This is a genomic window from Cytobacillus sp. ABV4_503 (assembly GCF_056158445.1).
Genome location: NZ_JBSWTH010000001.1, coordinates 3,119,415 through 3,133,540 on the forward strand (window position 1 = coordinate 3,119,415; position 14,126 = coordinate 3,133,540).

Below are 14,126 nucleotides of genomic sequence, written 5' to 3' on the forward strand. Positions count from 1 at the left end.
CCCATTATTTCTTCCGTATTCCAAACTGAGCATTTAGCTGACCCTGAATCATTTTTGAACGTGATGCCTGATCGTCTTTTTTCTTTTTCCTTTTTAATTCCGAGCGGATTTCCTCCGTTCGGACTCCCTCCTCCCTTTTGTTGGCTATGTCGATGAGAGTCTCTACATCGAGAAAAGAATATTTCCTGCTCCCGCGTTCTGATCTTTCAGGGAAAATCAATTTCCTCTCTTCGTAGTATCGAATCTGGCGTTCGCTAAGTCCTGTCAGTTCGCTGACCGTCCCAATCGAAATGACTTTTCTGGTTTTATAGGATGTTTCTCTTTCCAATCATGTCACCTCAATCTAACCAATTTCTTTCATTATACTAATCTTTCAAATTTTTTCATTATTCCTGTCAGAAAATCTTACAAAGCAGCAAAAACAATGTAAGAAAACTTAACATAATAACTGAATAAGAGCTGAATTTCTTTTAGAATAAACAAAAACATTAAAGAAAAGAGGAGATAGAAAATGCAATATTTACGGAAAGCCATTGAAAAAAAACGGCAATATCTAATCGATCTGCTGGTCAAATCAGGAAGCGAATATCAGCATTCTGAACCGGCTCTGCAAAAGCTGACCCTAACAGAACTTGAGGTTATATTTAAAAAACACAGCAATCGAAGCCGTTATTAACCAGGGGGCCTTTATGGAAACAAAAAATACAATAGATTTGGCAAGAAGAATTATTGAACTCGATTTACTGCGCGATCAGCTGTGGGAAAGTTTAACGGCAGCAGCCGGTGATCATGCTTATGAAATTTTAAGAAATGAACAGAATAGTTAATATGGAACGCTTGGAAGAGCGTTCTTTTTTATGTCAATGTTAAAGTTTTGTAAATTAATAATTCCCCCTTTTCTTATCATGTTTATTTTGGTATCATCCAATTATCGAATTCCGATATCGATTTTCGAAATTAATAAGGGAGGCATTTGCTTGGAAGATAAAATATTGCGCAAGCTGTTCCTGGGGTTTATTCAAATCCATATTCTTCACCATGCAAAGGAGCACCCTGTATTCGGCGCTTGGATGGTGGAAGAGCTGAAAGAGCATGGATATAGCATCAGTTCCGGAACATTGTATCCTATCCTGCATTCAATGGAGTCAGACGGGCTGCTCCATCAGGAGAAGAAAAATGTAGATGGCCGAATCCGAAAATATTACACTGCAACAGAAAAAGGAATTACGGTCCTGGAGGAAGCCAGAAAAAAAGCTTATGAGCTTTTTAAAGAGATTAAAGATTAAAGGAGATGCATATGAACAAAAACAGAACTGGCTTAAAATCGTTACTGGAGATATTAATGGTTTCAACAAGGCTTGGACTAACCTCATTCGGGGGACCTGTAGCTCATCTAGGCTATTTTCACGATGAGTATGTCCGCAGAAGAAAATGGATGGATGAGAAAAGCTACGCAGATTTAGTTGCACTTTGTCAGTTCCTGCCCGGACCTGCGAGCAGCCAGGTTGGCATTGGCATTGGTGTCATGAGGGCAGGAGTAGCCGGCGGCATTATGGCTTTCCTTGGTTTCACATTGCCATCTGTTATTGCCCTGATTATTTTTGCCATTCTTCTTCAAGGCATTAATCCGGCGGAAGCCGGCTGGATCCATGGACTCAAAATTGTCGCAGTCGCTGTAGTGGCTCACGCGGTATTGGGAATGGCCCAAAAGCTTGTACCTGACCTGCCGCGAAAAACGCTGGCACTGTTCGCGATCATCGCCACACTATTATGGCAGACAGCCATTACACAGGTTGCGGTCATCCTTATCTCTGGTTTTATTGGATTTTTAATCTATAAGAAGCATGCAGATAACGATGAAGCAAGGATGGATTTTCCCATTTCAAAAGGTTTTGCCATTGGCTGTTTAGTGATGTTTTTCGCCCTTTTAATAGTGCTTCCCATTTTAAGGGAGCTGACTGCATTGGATTGGGTTGCCCTTTTTGACAGCTTTTATCGCTCAGGATCTCTGGTTTTCGGGGGCGGCCATGTTGTCCTTCCTTTACTGGAACGTGAATTTGTCCCAACAGGCTGGCTTAGTGAGGAAGCTTTTCTGGCTGGCTATGGTGCAGCTCAGGCAGTGCCAGGACCATTGTTTACTTTTGCTGCCTATCTAGGTGCAGTGATGAATGGCTGGCAAGGCGGCTTGCTTGCAACGGCCGCAATCTTCCTGCCCGCGTTTTTGCTGATACTAGGCACCCTCCCATTTTGGGAAACACTTCGCCGCAACCCTAACATAAAGGGTGCATTAATGGGTGTAAATGCTGCAGTTGTCGGCATTTTAATCGCTGCCTTTTATCATCCAATTTGGACCAGCAGCATCCTGGAGCCGGCTGATTTTGCCTTTGCAGCAGTCCTATTCAGCATGCTTGTTTATTGGAAGCTGCCGCCCTGGATTATAGTTGTAACAGGTGCCATCGGCGGAACGATATTAGGATCAATATTTTAAAATCGCATTTTTTAGAAAAGCTGCCTGGATTAGGCAGCTTTTTTTTATAGCGGAATTTCGAGTACAATTCTTGTCCCTTTAGTTTCTGCTGAATAAACATTTAGGGAACCTCCCGCAGCTTTTGCGCGTTCCTCCATACTGAAAAGACCGACTCCTCTGGAGACTTCATTAACATTGAACCCTATTCCTTTATCTTCAATGACTATACGGATTTCATCTTCCATCTGCCTGATAGTGACTGCTGCTTCATCTGTTTCAGCATATTTCCTTATGTTTGTCAGAGCTTCCTGAATGATCCTGTAAATGGTGATTTCTTTATTTGAACTAAGACGGGAAGCCAAGTAGCAATCAAAATGGACGTTGATATTGTGATGTTCTGAGAACCGGACCAGGTAGGATCGAATCGCTGGAATCAGACCAAGATCATCAAGCACAGAAGGACGCAGCTCCCATGAAAGGTCTCTCAGTTCCTCAATGATTTCAGCAGCCTCATCCTGCATTTGATCAAGCAGCGGGTGGCTTATTTCAGCCTGAAGCCTATTAATGGTAATCAGATGGCTGTACAAATTCTGCCCTATTCCGTCATGAAGCTCCCGGGACAGTCTTTTCCGTTCATCTTCTTGAACATCAATGATCCTGGTCATCATTTTTTGCAGCTCTTCTTCTGCATTTTTTCTTTGCGTGACTTCATGGCGAATAGCAAGATGCTGATAGGGCTTCCCTTTTTCATTAAGGAAAGGGACGATTGTGGTATCCACCCAATAATGTGTGCCATCCTTAGCTCTGTTCTTGATCTCTCCTTTCCATACCTTCCCGGAAGAAATCGTCTTCCATAAATCTCTAAAAAATTCTTTGGTGTGGAAACCTGAGTTGATAATTCTATGATCCTGTCCAAGCAATTCTTCCCGTGAATATTTTGAGATGCTGCAGAATTGATCATTCACATACGTAATGGTACCTTTCTGATCTGTAATCGCCACAATGGATGAAGCATCCAGGGCAAACTTTAAATCAATCAGCTCGTTTACGGAATTTTTCAGTTCCTCCACAACACGCTTATATTCAGTAATTTCCTTCCGGATCGCCAGGTATTTATATGGCTTTCCTTTGTCATCAATGAAGGGAACGATCGTGGTATCCACCCAATAATAAGTTCCGTCTTTAGCTTTGTTTTTAATTTCACCGTGCCAGACTTCCCCGCTCGAAATGGTTTCCCAAAGGTTCTCCATAAAATTTTTGGAATGGTAGGATGAGTTGATAATTCTATGGTCTTTACCAACCAGCTCATCTGCAGAATATTTCGACACCTCACAGAACTTTTCATTCACATACGTAATTTTTCCTTTTTTGTCTGTAAAGGCCACAATTGTTGATTCATCCAGGGCAAATTGCAGGTCAACCAATTCCTTTAATGGATATGATTGCTGCTTTTTTAATCGGGAACGGTCTTTGACTGAATGAAAGACGATTAAATAATAGGTTTCTTCTCCCTGCTTGAAAGAATTGATTCTATAAAAGATTGAAAATACCTGACCATTACGATGCTGGCCATATTGGTGAACCACTTTGCCCTCTTCAGTTTCATGCAGAGTGATCTCAGGAAGCAGTTCCTTTAAGCTCTTCCCCTGCAGCTCATTTACCCTATATCCAAATTGCTCTTGTGCCTGTTCGTTCGCATAGGAGATGATCCCAAATTTATTAACAAGAATCGTTGCATCACTGGAATCAGGAGCAATCTCTCTCTTTTTCGGCAACTGATTATTCCTGTCCATTTACGTTCCTCCAGTTGCATTTTTTAACCATTCAGCTTTAGTTCAAGTGTCCTCGCTGCATCCCTTGCATTGCTTTGCTTGTTTTCATTTATAGGCTGACCGGACCGGTTCCCGATCAAAAGGACTCCTTTGGGGATTCCTTTAAAATGAATGGGAACAGCATAAGCATACTTCAGGGCTTCAGCAAGCATAATCGGGTATTCCAAAGCTTTTCCAGCGACATTTTCAGGGAAGTTTTCTACGCACATCGGCCTGCCGGTTGAAATCACCTTTCCTGCAATGCCTTTGCCGTACCTTACTGTAATCCGCTTATATTTTTCGTTGATATTTCCAGCGGCAAAATGCCACCTTACATCCGGGCTATCTGTATTTTGCAGTGCCAATCCCACAAAATCACAGTCCAGCTCTGCCAGCACCTTTTCACAAGCCTGAGCAATAAGCGCGCTTTCTCCCTGGCTGCACCCCTTATATTCCATAACCAAGCAGCCCTTTCTTTAAGGCATAGGCAACAAGTTCCGGTCTGGTTTTCATCTGAAGTTTTTCCATTAAATTACCTTTATGGGTTTCAACTGTCTTTACACTAATCACAAGCTGTTCAGCAATTTCCTTATTGGAAAACCCTTTGGCTATTAAGGTAAGAACCTCTTTTTCCCTGTCAGACAACAGATTGAATGTATCGGTGTTACCCTGCTTTACACTTCCGATATATTCTTCCATCAGCCTTTTAGTTGCTGAAGGATGCAAATAGGCATTCCCGCTTGCAACAGACCGGATTGCCGCCAGCAGTTCATCATGAGGGGCACTTTTTAAAATACATCCCGAAGCACCCGCTTGGATCGCCCTGAATAAGTACTCTTCATCATCGTGCATGGTCAAAATCAGGATCGCTATTTCCGGCATTAATTTTTTCAATTCTGACGTTGCTGACATGCCATCTTTTCCATGGGGCATGCTCAAATCCATTACTACCACATCAGGCTTTAATTCAAGTGCCTGCTGAATCCCTTCGTTGCCTTCCGAAGCTTCACCAACCACCTGCATGTCTTCATGGTTATTTAAAAGCATTTTCAAACCCATTCTGACTACCGCGTGGTCGTCGCAAAGTAAAATATTGATCAACCTTGCTCCCCCTTTACCATTTATCCACACGAGAAAGTGCAAGCCTTGCCTATCCGAGGGGGAAGGCTGCATACGCCAGCCAGTCCTCGAGGTACAAAGTAGCAATTTCCGTGAAAAAATTATCTTTAATAGGCAACAAGGGAGCCGCTTTGCGCAGGTCCCTTGTTAAGTATAATCTTAGTATAACGGAAGGCTGATATCTATTGTAGTCCCATCGCCGATTTTGGAGCTGATGACACACTTGCCGCTGATTAAACACATTCTTTCAATCATGGCAGCCAGGCCAGTCGATTTTTGCATCCCGGCATTAACATCAAAGCCCTTCCCCTTGTCTTCAATGCTAATAGAAAGCTGTCCCGGTTTCCATTGCAGGAAGATAACTGCACTCATTGTGTCAGCATACCTGGCTATGTTTGCCAAAGCTTCCTGGCAAACTCGGAACAAAGTTATGCTTTCCCTTTCACTGATTTGGACTTCCATCCCCTCATTTTTAAGATCCACTGTAATTCCATATGTGGAGGTGTATAATTTCAGATAAGTTTTCAGCGCCGGCAGCAGGCCGAGGGTTCCCAGAGCAGGGGGATGCAATTCCACAGCCAGAAGCCTGATTTCCTGAATTGTTTTTTCCATCAATTGCGCCATATCTCCAACATAGCCTTTCATCTCGGGCTGATCAACAGCGGTTTGAATGAACTGCATGCCTGTATATAAGCTGTAAAGCGTCTGTCCGACCCCTTCGTGAAGCTCCAGGGCAATGCGCTTGATCTCATCTTCCTGTGACTGAATAATATAGGAACTGATATTTTTCTTTGCTGGCTGTGTTTCCATTTCATCCCTCCTCCTTATGACTTTGTTTTTGCTCCTATTTTGCTTTTTTGACCCGATGGCTGGAAATGTCACTGAACATGCCAGCGTATTGGACCACATCTCCAGCATCATTTTTAATTGCACTTATGGTAAGCCATTGGAGATATTCTTCTCCGTCTTTGCGGCAATTCCATATTTCCCCTTGCCAGAATCCATTTTTTTCGATTGAAGTCCATAAGTCCTGGTAAAAGCCCTTAGCCTGTTTTCCTGATTTAAGGATATTCGGATTTTTGCCGACTGCTTCTTCTTCCCTGTATCCGGTTATTTCTGTGAAAGCAGGGTTTACAGAGATTATTTTGCCGCCCTTATCCGTTACCAGAATTCCTTCAATTGTATGATCAATCACCTGGCTTGCAATTTCCATTTTCCCTTGGAAATACATCCAAACAACCAGAATCAGGCTGGCAAGCGCCACTTCTGACAATGCCATAAAGCCAATCGCATAATGGCCGGTGATATTAAATAACAGGGTCAATATCAGCGGCGGGAAAAATCCTCCCAGGCCGCCCATTGCGGAAACAATTCCGTTTACGATACCCGCCTGCTTCTGGAAGTACATAGGCACCAGCTTAAAAATCACACCATTCCCAATTCCAGCTGATAGAGCAATACTTAAACACCCAAATGTATACCATGTAATGGACGGAGATAATGACAGAATTACTGCAGAGATGGTATAAACTCCAAAGACAAAAATGAGAAGAATTAATGAATGGAAACGGTCTGCAAGCCAGCCGCCAATTGGTCTCATGGCAGTTGCAAGGACGATGAATCCGGCTGTCCTTAATCCCGCATCCACTTTATCAAGTTCAAAATGAGCCACAAGGAAATTCGGCAGATAAATGGTAAACGCAACAAATGATCCAAAAGTAATGAAATAGAATAAGCTCAAGAGCCACAGCTTTTCATTTTTATAGACGCCTTTAATCTGTTCCAGAAGCGGTGTCTGCACCTTAACTTCTTTTTTATCACCAAGAAGGAAGTTTGCTGCAATGAAGATTCCGAGCAGGACAAGATAAATTTGTACGGTTAGGGACCAGCCAAACTTTGTGGCAACGACTGGAGCCGCAAATGCGGTTATAGCTGTTCCAAGATTACCTGCACCGTATATTCCATTTACAAACCCATGGCGCTCCTTTGGATAATACTTTGGAAGAGAGGTAACACCAACAGAGAACACGGCTCCTCCAAGACCGAGGAATAATCCCCCGATCAGTAAATCAGTAATGGAATCAGCTATACTGATATAATAGACTGGAAATAATAGAAGAATAAAGCTCAGCATAAAGATTATTCTTGCTCCAAACTGATTGGCATAATACCCCAGAGGAATACGAAGCAGAGACCCGAGGATCACCGGAACTGCTGTTACTAGGGCCAGCTTGTCGGCTGGAATATGGATATCTTCCTTAATAAACGGCATAAGGGAGGATATCAGCACCCAAACCATAAACCCGGCTACTAAGTTTAACGTCTGCAAAGGCAGCTGTATTTTTCTTATCATTGTGTTCACGCTCTCTTCTTTATCACATATTTTAATCCGGCTTCCCGATCAAGAGCAGCCCACCTGCTCTCAGATGCTTCCACAGAGGAAGTCAGCGGGACCGCAAAAAAGTTCATATGGTCAAAATAAATACGCAAATGTGTACCATCTGGGCAAAACCCGGTTTTTATAATTTCTTTGTGAACAAAAGGGGCTTTGTTATTTCCCTCTTCATCTAAAATTGCCACCTGTACATTTTGCCGGACAAAGCGGTCCAAATCTTCTTTTTTAATGAGTTCCACAGCTGCCGCACCCTCTTTTATCAGGGTAAATATACATTTGATAACCCTGCAGATATTTCCAGAATGATTCACTTGCATTTTCTTCTATAAATTCAATGGTTTCCTCCTCTGATTGCCATTTGCTCATGCCTTTTATCTCCGCTACAACAATATCCATTCCATCATGAGATTTCTCATCCAAATACCAGTTGAGGCGGACTCCCTTAAAGAGTTTGGTAAGGAGCCGATCAACTTCTGGAGCAAAATCTCCTGATTTTTCTCTTACAAAACAAAAATCAAGATATGTTTCACTGTTCATAGAAATCACACCCTCATGTTAATCGTCTTTTTATAAGCGAATACTGCCAGGGGAAAAAGAACAATATTCAGTCCGCCGAAAATGAGTACATTTATATAGTTTTCATAATAGTATTGGTGGACCATATATTGGGTAAAGACAATATTCATCAGTAATATCGCGGCCAAAATGATGACACCCAGATAGCTACGCTTCATAACGTTTCACCCTCACAGCAAAGATTGCTCCATCCTCCACCTTAACCTGGATTTCCGGAAGCGGCCTTCTTGGCGGCCCCGCAGTTGGCGAACCAGTCTCCACATCGAACTTTCCATGGTGGCAAGGGCAGATCATTTCACCTTGCTCCTTCACCCAAAATACCGGGCAGCGCAAATGTGTACACGCATTCTGATAGGCAACATACTTGTTCTCTAATAAGCGGATTAATATTGCGTCATCATGATCTCCGGGAAACTTGAACTCCACTGCATCGCCGATTGGCAGCTTGCTTAATTCGGTTATTTTCTTATGAGGATATTCCTTTTCGCCAAGCCCCATTAATTCTTTGGCAGCTACTGCCCCCCAGGGAAGGGAGGAAACTGCAAATACACCTGCGGCACCAACCAAAGTTTTCATGAACCCGCGTCTATCCAGTTTTCTTTCGTTATTCCGTTCGATATTATGCGTATAATTATCTTCATTAAAGGGAATCTTGTTATTCTTTTCAGACATCCCTAATCCCTCCTAAAACAGCTTTGTAATCCCCTGCAGGATTCCCGGCAGATTTACCTTTACATTTGTTTCGCCTTCTAGATATGGCATGCTTGTCACCCATTTGCCGTTATCAAGGTTAAATTGCTTCTTCTTGTTTTCAATTTCTTCATCTGACAGCCATTGCAGTGTATTGGATGGACATACACTCGCACACATAGGAGGAATTCCATCTTTAGTACGGTCAATACATAGGTCACATTTGTACATTAAGTTCTGCTCTTGATCAAATTTTGGTATGCCGTATGGGCAGGCAATTGTACAGTTCTGGCAGCCAATACACTTTTCCAACAGTGCAGATAACACAGCGCCTGTCTCATGAATTTGAATGGCCTGGGCCGGACAGCTTCGGGCACATGCCGGATTTTCACAGTGAAGGCACATGAGAGGCATCGTCTGCCGGTTCACAAGAGGATTTACATCATACACATAGTTTCTGTTTCGCTCCTCATGCCCCCCGCATTGTGTACATGCTGCCAGACAAGAACGGCATCCTATACAGTTTTCAAGTTCTAAATACAGCCTCTTTTTCATTTATTGCACCTTCTTTAATTCGACTTTTTCCAGCTGTGCAGCACATGCCTTGAACTCAGGCATACGTGATATTGGATCTAATGCTGCAATCGTCAATAGATTAATAGAATCTTCATGTCCAAAATGGTATGGAACAAAGACGGTATCTATCCGGATGGCTTCCGTAATTTTAACTTTATAGATGGCCTCGCCTCTTCTTGTAAATAAACGGACCCTTTCTTCATGTTCCATATTATATTTTGATGCTGTTTCCGGATGGATCTCCACAAATGGTTCAGGGCACATATCATGAAGGAATGGTATTCTTCTAGTCTGATTGCCAGATAGATAGTGGTATACCACCCTTCCCGTTGTTAAACGGAGCGGATATTTTTCACATGGTACTTCAGCTGGCGGACGGTATGGCAGCGCGCAAATCTTTGCTTTGCCGTCCGGATGGTAGAATTTTTTATCTAGGAACATATGTGGTGTACCTTCATCATTCTCATCTTTGCACGGCCAAAAAACCCCGTCCTGCCTGTCGATTTTATCCCATGTAGCTCCATAGTAATCAGCATAGCCGCCCTTGGTAGCCAGTCTGAACTCATCTGCAACATCTCGTGCCGTTTTTAGGTGTGAAAAGTGTTTTCCTTTTCCTAAGCGTTCAGCCAGCTCCACTTGGATTTGCCAGTCCGGCTTCGATTCTCCGACAGGTTCCTGTGCCTTATTGATTTTAATAATGCGGCCTTCAATATTCGTTACTGTTCCTTCATCCTCTGACCATGTGACAGCCGGAAGAACAACATCTGCAAATTCTGCCGATTCAGAAAGGTAGAAATCGGAGCATACCATGAAATCCAAGGTCTTAAATGCTTTCCTGACAAAATTTTGATTTGGTGCAGATACTGCAGGATTCGAACATAGAAGGTATAAACCTCGAATCGTTTTTTGCTCCATCAGCTCAATCATTTCATAAGCAGATACACCAGGCTGCGGCATTTCTTCAGGTGTGATTCCCCAAACACTGCATACTTCTTCAACATGTTTTGGATTTGTAATTTTCCGGTAGCCTGGAAGCAAATCTGATTTTTGTCCATGCTCTCTTCCTCCCTGTCCATTGCCCTGCCCGGTGAAAGTGGCTACTCCGGCATTTGGACGGCCGATCTTACCTGTAACAAGCGCCATATTGGTGTAGGCGGAAACATTATCAACACCCTTATGCTGCTGTTCAACACCTCGTGCAAACATGACAACTGCATTTGGAGCTTTTCCGTATATTTCGGCAGCGCGAATGATTTTTTCCGGCGCCACACCAGTCAGCATGCTTGTATATTCAGGAGTGAAATCCTTTACAAGCTCCTTTGTTTCTTCAAAACCGTTCGTGTGCTTATTAATGAATTCTTCATCTATATAGCCCATCTCAATCAATTGATTAACAATCCCGTTTGCAAGTGCAAGGTCTGTTCCGGGCTGCAGGTCAAGATGAAGGTCAGCTCTTCTGGCAATTGGCGTTTCCCGGGGATCAGCTACAATGATATAGCCGCCTCTTTCCTGAACGTTCCAAATGCGGAACATGGAAGTTGGATGGCATTCAGCTGTATTGCTACCAGCGATAAACAGGCAATCCGTTTCATGAATATCTGTCCAAGGCAATGTTGAGCCTCTATCCACTCCGAAAGAACGGAGGAATCCGCCGGCAGCACTTGACATACAGAAACGGCCGTTATAGTCAATATATCTTGTTGCAAGAGCAACACGGGCAAATTTACCTGTCAGATAACATTTTTCATTTGTCATAGATACCCCGCTGAAGACGGAGAGTGAATCTTTTCCGTATTCCGTTTGCAGCTCTTTGAATTTTTTCGCAATTAAATCGTATGCTTCATCCCAGCTTGCTTCACGGAACCCTTCTGCCGTCCCCTTCAAAGAAGCATCATCCCGAATCAGCGGTTTCAGCAGGCGGTCTTTGTGGTTGGTCTGCTGATAGGCGGTAACCCCTTTCGGGCACATTTTCCCTACCGTAACCGGCCAGTCATAACGGGGCTCGACCCCGATTATTTTATTTGTTTGTGTATTAACCCTTAAATTCATTCCGCATTGCATGCCGCAATAGCTGCAGTGTGTTTTTATCAATTTTTCATTCGGATGGTTCAGATTCTCAATTTCTTTAAAAAACTTATCCCTTTGCATTCTGGTTTGCCTCCTTGACCTTCACTTCATGGGTAGGGAATCCGGAAAATTGTGCAATCCGGTATTTTCTTCTGCAAGGGAGGCACATTTCTGCAAGATGATGTCCTTCCTTTGCTTTAAATTCAATATCGTTCACGCCGAGTACATCGACGACATCTTTTGATTGTTCTGATGAAACAAATTGATCTCCGCAAACTTTGCATTCCTGCATGCCTTGTTCAGCATAATGTTCTCTGTAGTTTCTTGCCAAAACACTCATTGGGCGGAAAGGAATATGTGCAAGCTTTCCAAATGGCAGGTAAATCAGTGTAATGATGACTGACCACTGATGGATCAGTGACATCGCCGGCTGTCCCGCACCGTGTAAAAAGATATTCATAAAGGTTAAAGCCAACCCTGTGATGCTGACTAGAAGCAGCATATAAAGAGGCATGAAATCATATAGAAATTTCTGCTCTGCTCTTGCCTGCATATTTTTCAGACGGCGGTACAGCGCCATGCAAACTCCAGCGATTACCATTACTGCTGTAATATTCAGCGCGTTATAAGAAAGGTTGGCAATGATGCCATCTGCCGGGACAGTCATTACCTTCATGCCCATTGCAATAATGTTGTAATGGCCATTGTCATCCATCGTAAAATACATCCAGCCGAAAACGAGAGGGAATGTAACGAAGCAGGATAAGATGCAGCCCCAGCCGATCAGCACGTGCTGAGTCCATCGGTAAATTCCCCTATTCCAGATAAAATTGTAAGTTGCAAGATGCTCAACAGACGTTTTTGGCGTTGACTTTCTAAATAGCAGCTTCAGTCCTTTTTTCAGGATAAGCTTTGTTGGCGGCCTTTCGCCCCAGGCAATGAACCTGTAGAAAAACCCTCCGATAAACACAATCGTTCCGACCATATATCCGTAAAGGTTTAAATCAACATGTGTCAACATTCTAGTGCCAATAAAAGAAAGAATAGCTAATGCTGTAACAGATAAAAACATCGACTTGGCAAAATGAGATGCAAACGCATTGTTTAATGTGTTTCCCGTTTTTTGGTTGACTGCAGCTTTTGCCTGCATATTAACTCCTCCTCATTCACAAACAATTACCTTAACCTTATTGTAAAAGCGGGAGGAGTTTTTCAATATCAGGGAACTTCCCCATTAGAGGGGGGAAATTCCCCTATCTTTAAGAAAGGATATTAAATGAGCATGTTGTTGCAGAGTTGTGTCAACTAAAAAAAGACCTTCTCAAAGGTCTTTGCAGAAAAATTGAAACTTTTTCCAAAATCAGGCGTATTTCTAATAAGGAGGCGGAATTATGAAAAAAAATATATTTATATTGTTTATTACATTAGCTGCAGAAGCTCTGATTACCCTGATCGCTTCAAGTGCCTTTTCAATCCGATTCATCGAAATCATGTTTTTTTCAGGTGTGGTTTTTACAGCTTTGACCGTATGGTTTTCAAGCACCGGCGGTATAGTGACGAGGTTTATGGACAGCACCGCAAGTGCCATGACAGGATTCTTATCTAAAAGGGAGGAGTTCAGCTTTAGGCCTAATTATGCTGTTCTCGGCTCGGTTATCTTTTTACTTATTGGTCTTGTATTCTTTATCTTACTGTTAACAAATGTCATTCCTCCAATTTAAGCATTATGGTACAATCATGAAAAGGAGTTGGTCATATGGCTAAATCAGCTGCGAAGAAGTTAAGGGAAAAAGCAGTACGTGAGGGAAAAAGAAACCCTGAGTGCAATCGAAGCCCATTTGCGTATGCGGACATGCGCACAAGGAAAACAAAAACCAAAAAAGAACAATTATACAGGAGCAAATATAAGAACCGTTATTCTGATGAAAACAGAACAGACGGTTCTTTTTTTATGTATTCTCTTTTCAAAATGCAGCCAGTCCGATTAAAGACCGGCTGCATTTTTCCGATTATAAAATTCCCATCCCTTCTATATGTCTCCGGGCTTCTTCATCACCGAGTTCATAAATCATTTTATATATGCCTTCCATGGATGCATCATATTCATCATTTTTGGACTCCTTGTGGTATTCCAGGAAAGGGACATGTGCACGGGCAAATGTTTTTAGATCTGCATCATAATTCTCATTAATGTATTCATTTAACTGAGCCAGTTCTTCATCTGTGGCAAAAATTCTAAACTGCCATTCGGCTGCTTCAACCGGTTCTGTGTAGATCTGCGCATTTTCAATATCTATATAATATGTTTTTTTTGTCTGGTCCATTGTTTTTCATCTCCTCTATCTTTTATACGGTATTTACCACAATCTGAGGCAGTTTAACCATTTAATATTCAATGACATTTTAAGACACTTGTTGGGCATGA

At 42.5% G+C, this 14,126-nt stretch carries 19 protein-coding genes and 1 pseudogene; 6 read left to right on the plus strand and 14 right to left on the minus strand.

All coding sequences use genetic code 11. From position 1 onward, the window contains the following. Positions 1 to 4 precede the first annotated feature (4 nt). Positions 5 to 328, minus strand: coding sequence for a MerR family transcriptional regulator (locus ACXAD1_RS15535; protein ID WP_206843345.1), 324 nt, complete (start codon positions 326 to 328; stop codon positions 5 to 7). Positions 329 to 511: 183 nt separating this feature from the next. On the opposite strand from ACXAD1_RS15535, the gene fbpA reads away from it, so the two are divergent. From fbpA to ACXAD1_RS15555, 4 genes are all read left to right on the plus strand, one after another. Next, on the plus strand, positions 512 to 676 hold the full coding sequence (fbpA, locus tag ACXAD1_RS15540; RefSeq protein ID WP_206843343.1) for a Fur-regulated basic protein FbpA: 165 nt from the start codon (positions 512 to 514) through the stop codon (positions 674 to 676). Between the two features lie 13 nt (positions 677 to 689). Then, a complete protein-coding gene (locus ACXAD1_RS15545; RefSeq protein ID WP_166672445.1) occupies positions 690 to 827 on the plus strand; it encodes a hypothetical protein in 138 nt (45 codons plus the stop codon). 150 nt (positions 828 to 977) lie between these two features. After that, positions 978 to 1,286, plus strand: coding sequence for a PadR family transcriptional regulator (locus ACXAD1_RS15550; RefSeq protein WP_206843332.1), 309 nt, complete (start codon positions 978 to 980; stop codon positions 1,284 to 1,286). Between the two features lie 11 nt (positions 1,287 to 1,297). Further along, positions 1,298 to 2,488, plus strand: a complete 1,191-nt coding sequence (locus ACXAD1_RS15555; protein ID WP_474910538.1) for a chromate transporter — start codon at positions 1,298 to 1,300, stop codon at positions 2,486 to 2,488. A gap of 44 nt (positions 2,489 to 2,532) precedes the next feature. Here the strand turns inward: ACXAD1_RS15555 and ACXAD1_RS15560 are convergent, their stop codons facing one another. From ACXAD1_RS15560 to ACXAD1_RS15615, 12 genes are all read right to left on the minus strand, one after another. After that, positions 2,533 to 4,260, minus strand: coding sequence for a PAS domain-containing sensor histidine kinase (locus ACXAD1_RS15560; protein ID WP_206843318.1), 1,728 nt, complete (start codon positions 4,258 to 4,260; stop codon positions 2,533 to 2,535). A 23-nt stretch (positions 4,261 to 4,283) separates the two neighbouring features. Further along, the gene (locus tag ACXAD1_RS15565) at positions 4,284 to 4,736 is read right to left on the minus strand and encodes a GAF domain-containing protein (protein ID WP_474910539.1); all 453 of its coding nucleotides are present in this window, start codon (positions 4,734 to 4,736) and stop codon (positions 4,284 to 4,286) included. After that, positions 4,726 to 5,379: a response regulator gene (locus ACXAD1_RS15570; protein ID WP_211202650.1), complete on the minus strand. Its 654-nt coding sequence runs from the start codon at positions 5,377 to 5,379 to the stop codon at positions 4,726 to 4,728. The genes ACXAD1_RS15565 and ACXAD1_RS15570 overlap by 11 nt, the downstream gene beginning before the upstream one ends. A 177-nt stretch (positions 5,380 to 5,556) precedes the next feature. After that, positions 5,557 to 6,207, minus strand: a complete 651-nt coding sequence (locus tag ACXAD1_RS15575) for a sensor histidine kinase (RefSeq protein ID WP_206843314.1) — start codon at positions 6,205 to 6,207, stop codon at positions 5,557 to 5,559. A 34-nt stretch (positions 6,208 to 6,241) separates the two neighbouring features. Continuing rightward, entirely contained in the window at positions 6,242 to 7,750 is a 1,509-nt protein-coding gene (locus ACXAD1_RS15580; RefSeq protein WP_474910540.1) for an MFS transporter, read from the minus strand. Positions 7,751 to 7,755: 5 nt separating this feature from the next. Further along, positions 7,756 to 8,031 (minus strand): hypothetical protein, encoded by a 276-nt coding sequence (locus ACXAD1_RS15585; protein ID WP_474910541.1) that lies wholly within the window; start codon positions 8,029 to 8,031, stop codon positions 7,756 to 7,758. Further along, the gene (locus ACXAD1_RS15590) at positions 8,018 to 8,329 is read right to left on the minus strand and encodes a hypothetical protein (protein ID WP_206843308.1); all 312 of its coding nucleotides are present in this window, start codon (positions 8,327 to 8,329) and stop codon (positions 8,018 to 8,020) included. Before ACXAD1_RS15590 ends, ACXAD1_RS15585 begins: the two co-directional genes overlap by 14 nt. 5 nt (positions 8,330 to 8,334) lie before the next feature. Then, positions 8,335 to 8,526, minus strand: a complete 192-nt coding sequence (locus tag ACXAD1_RS15595; protein ID WP_206843306.1) for a hypothetical protein — start codon at positions 8,524 to 8,526, stop codon at positions 8,335 to 8,337. Continuing rightward, positions 8,516 to 9,040, minus strand: coding sequence for a Rieske (2Fe-2S) protein (locus ACXAD1_RS15600; protein WP_474910542.1), 525 nt, complete (start codon positions 9,038 to 9,040; stop codon positions 8,516 to 8,518). The genes ACXAD1_RS15595 and ACXAD1_RS15600 overlap by 11 nt, the downstream gene beginning before the upstream one ends. 12 nt (positions 9,041 to 9,052) lie before the next feature. Beyond that, positions 9,053 to 9,613: a 4Fe-4S dicluster domain-containing protein gene (locus ACXAD1_RS15605; RefSeq protein WP_474910543.1), complete on the minus strand. Its 561-nt coding sequence runs from the start codon at positions 9,611 to 9,613 to the stop codon at positions 9,053 to 9,055. Further along, entirely contained in the window at positions 9,614 to 11,782 is a 2,169-nt protein-coding gene (locus tag ACXAD1_RS15610; protein WP_474910544.1) for a molybdopterin oxidoreductase family protein, read from the minus strand. After that, positions 11,769 to 12,851 carry a hypothetical protein gene (locus tag ACXAD1_RS15615; protein ID WP_370223112.1) on the minus strand — a complete coding sequence of 361 codons (1,083 nt, stop codon included), beginning with the start codon at positions 12,849 to 12,851 and terminating at the stop codon, positions 11,769 to 11,771. The genes ACXAD1_RS15610 and ACXAD1_RS15615 overlap by 14 nt, the downstream gene beginning before the upstream one ends. Before the next feature lie 241 nt (positions 12,852 to 13,092). On the opposite strand from ACXAD1_RS15615, the gene ACXAD1_RS15620 reads away from it, so the two are divergent. After that, positions 13,093 to 13,422, plus strand: coding sequence for a hypothetical protein (locus tag ACXAD1_RS15620; protein WP_370223114.1), 330 nt, complete (start codon positions 13,093 to 13,095; stop codon positions 13,420 to 13,422). A 35-nt stretch (positions 13,423 to 13,457) separates the two neighbouring features. Then, a pseudogene (locus tag ACXAD1_RS15625) lies at positions 13,458 to 13,652 on the plus strand (hypothetical protein); the annotation flags it as partial. Positions 13,653 to 13,710: 58 nt separating this feature from the next. Here ACXAD1_RS15625 and ACXAD1_RS15630 read toward each other — a convergent pair. Then, the gene (locus tag ACXAD1_RS15630; protein ID WP_474910545.1) at positions 13,711 to 14,025 is read right to left on the minus strand and encodes a hydrolase; all 315 of its coding nucleotides are present in this window, start codon (positions 14,023 to 14,025) and stop codon (positions 13,711 to 13,713) included. Positions 14,026 to 14,126: the final 101 nt, after the last annotated feature.

Bases quoted from the DNA above. Each gene is read 5' to 3' on its own strand.
- ACXAD1_RS15615 (WP_370223112.1), bottom strand. From the start codon at position 12,851: ATGCAGGCAAAAGCTGCAGTCAACCAAAAAACGGGAAACACATTAAAC.
- ACXAD1_RS15595 (WP_206843306.1), bottom strand. From the start codon at position 8,526: ATGAAGCGTAGCTATCTGGGTGTCATCATTTTGGCCGCGATATTACTG.
- ACXAD1_RS15605 (WP_474910543.1), bottom strand. From the start codon at position 9,613: ATGAAAAAGAGGCTGTATTTAGAACTTGAAAACTGTATAGGATGCCGT.
- ACXAD1_RS15545 (WP_166672445.1), top strand. From the start codon at position 690: ATGGAAACAAAAAATACAATAGATTTGGCAAGAAGAATTATTGAACTC.
- ACXAD1_RS15555 (WP_474910538.1), top strand. From the start codon at position 1,298: ATGAACAAAAACAGAACTGGCTTAAAATCGTTACTGGAGATATTAATG.
- ACXAD1_RS15590 (WP_206843308.1), bottom strand. From the start codon at position 8,329: ATGAACAGTGAAACATATCTTGATTTTTGTTTTGTAAGAGAAAAATCA.
- ACXAD1_RS15575 (WP_206843314.1), bottom strand. From the start codon at position 6,207: ATGGAAACACAGCCAGCAAAGAAAAATATCAGTTCCTATATTATTCAG.
- ACXAD1_RS15630 (WP_474910545.1), bottom strand. From the start codon at position 14,025: ATGGACCAGACAAAAAAAACATATTATATAGATATTGAAAATGCGCAG.
- ACXAD1_RS15580 (WP_474910540.1), bottom strand. From the start codon at position 7,750: ATGATAAGAAAAATACAGCTGCCTTTGCAGACGTTAAACTTAGTAGCC.
- ACXAD1_RS15565 (WP_474910539.1), bottom strand. From the start codon at position 4,736: ATGGAATATAAGGGGTGCAGCCAGGGAGAAAGCGCGCTTATTGCTCAG.
- ACXAD1_RS15560 (WP_206843318.1), bottom strand. From the start codon at position 4,260: ATGGACAGGAATAATCAGTTGCCGAAAAAGAGAGAGATTGCTCCTGAT.
- fbpA (WP_206843343.1), top strand. From the start codon at position 512: ATGCAATATTTACGGAAAGCCATTGAAAAAAAACGGCAATATCTAATC.
- ACXAD1_RS15610 (WP_474910544.1), bottom strand. From the start codon at position 11,782: ATGCAAAGGGATAAGTTTTTTAAAGAAATTGAGAATCTGAACCATCCG.
- ACXAD1_RS15620 (WP_370223114.1), top strand. From the start codon at position 13,093: ATGAAAAAAAATATATTTATATTGTTTATTACATTAGCTGCAGAAGCT.
- ACXAD1_RS15600 (WP_474910542.1), bottom strand. From the start codon at position 9,040: ATGTCTGAAAAGAATAACAAGATTCCCTTTAATGAAGATAATTATACG.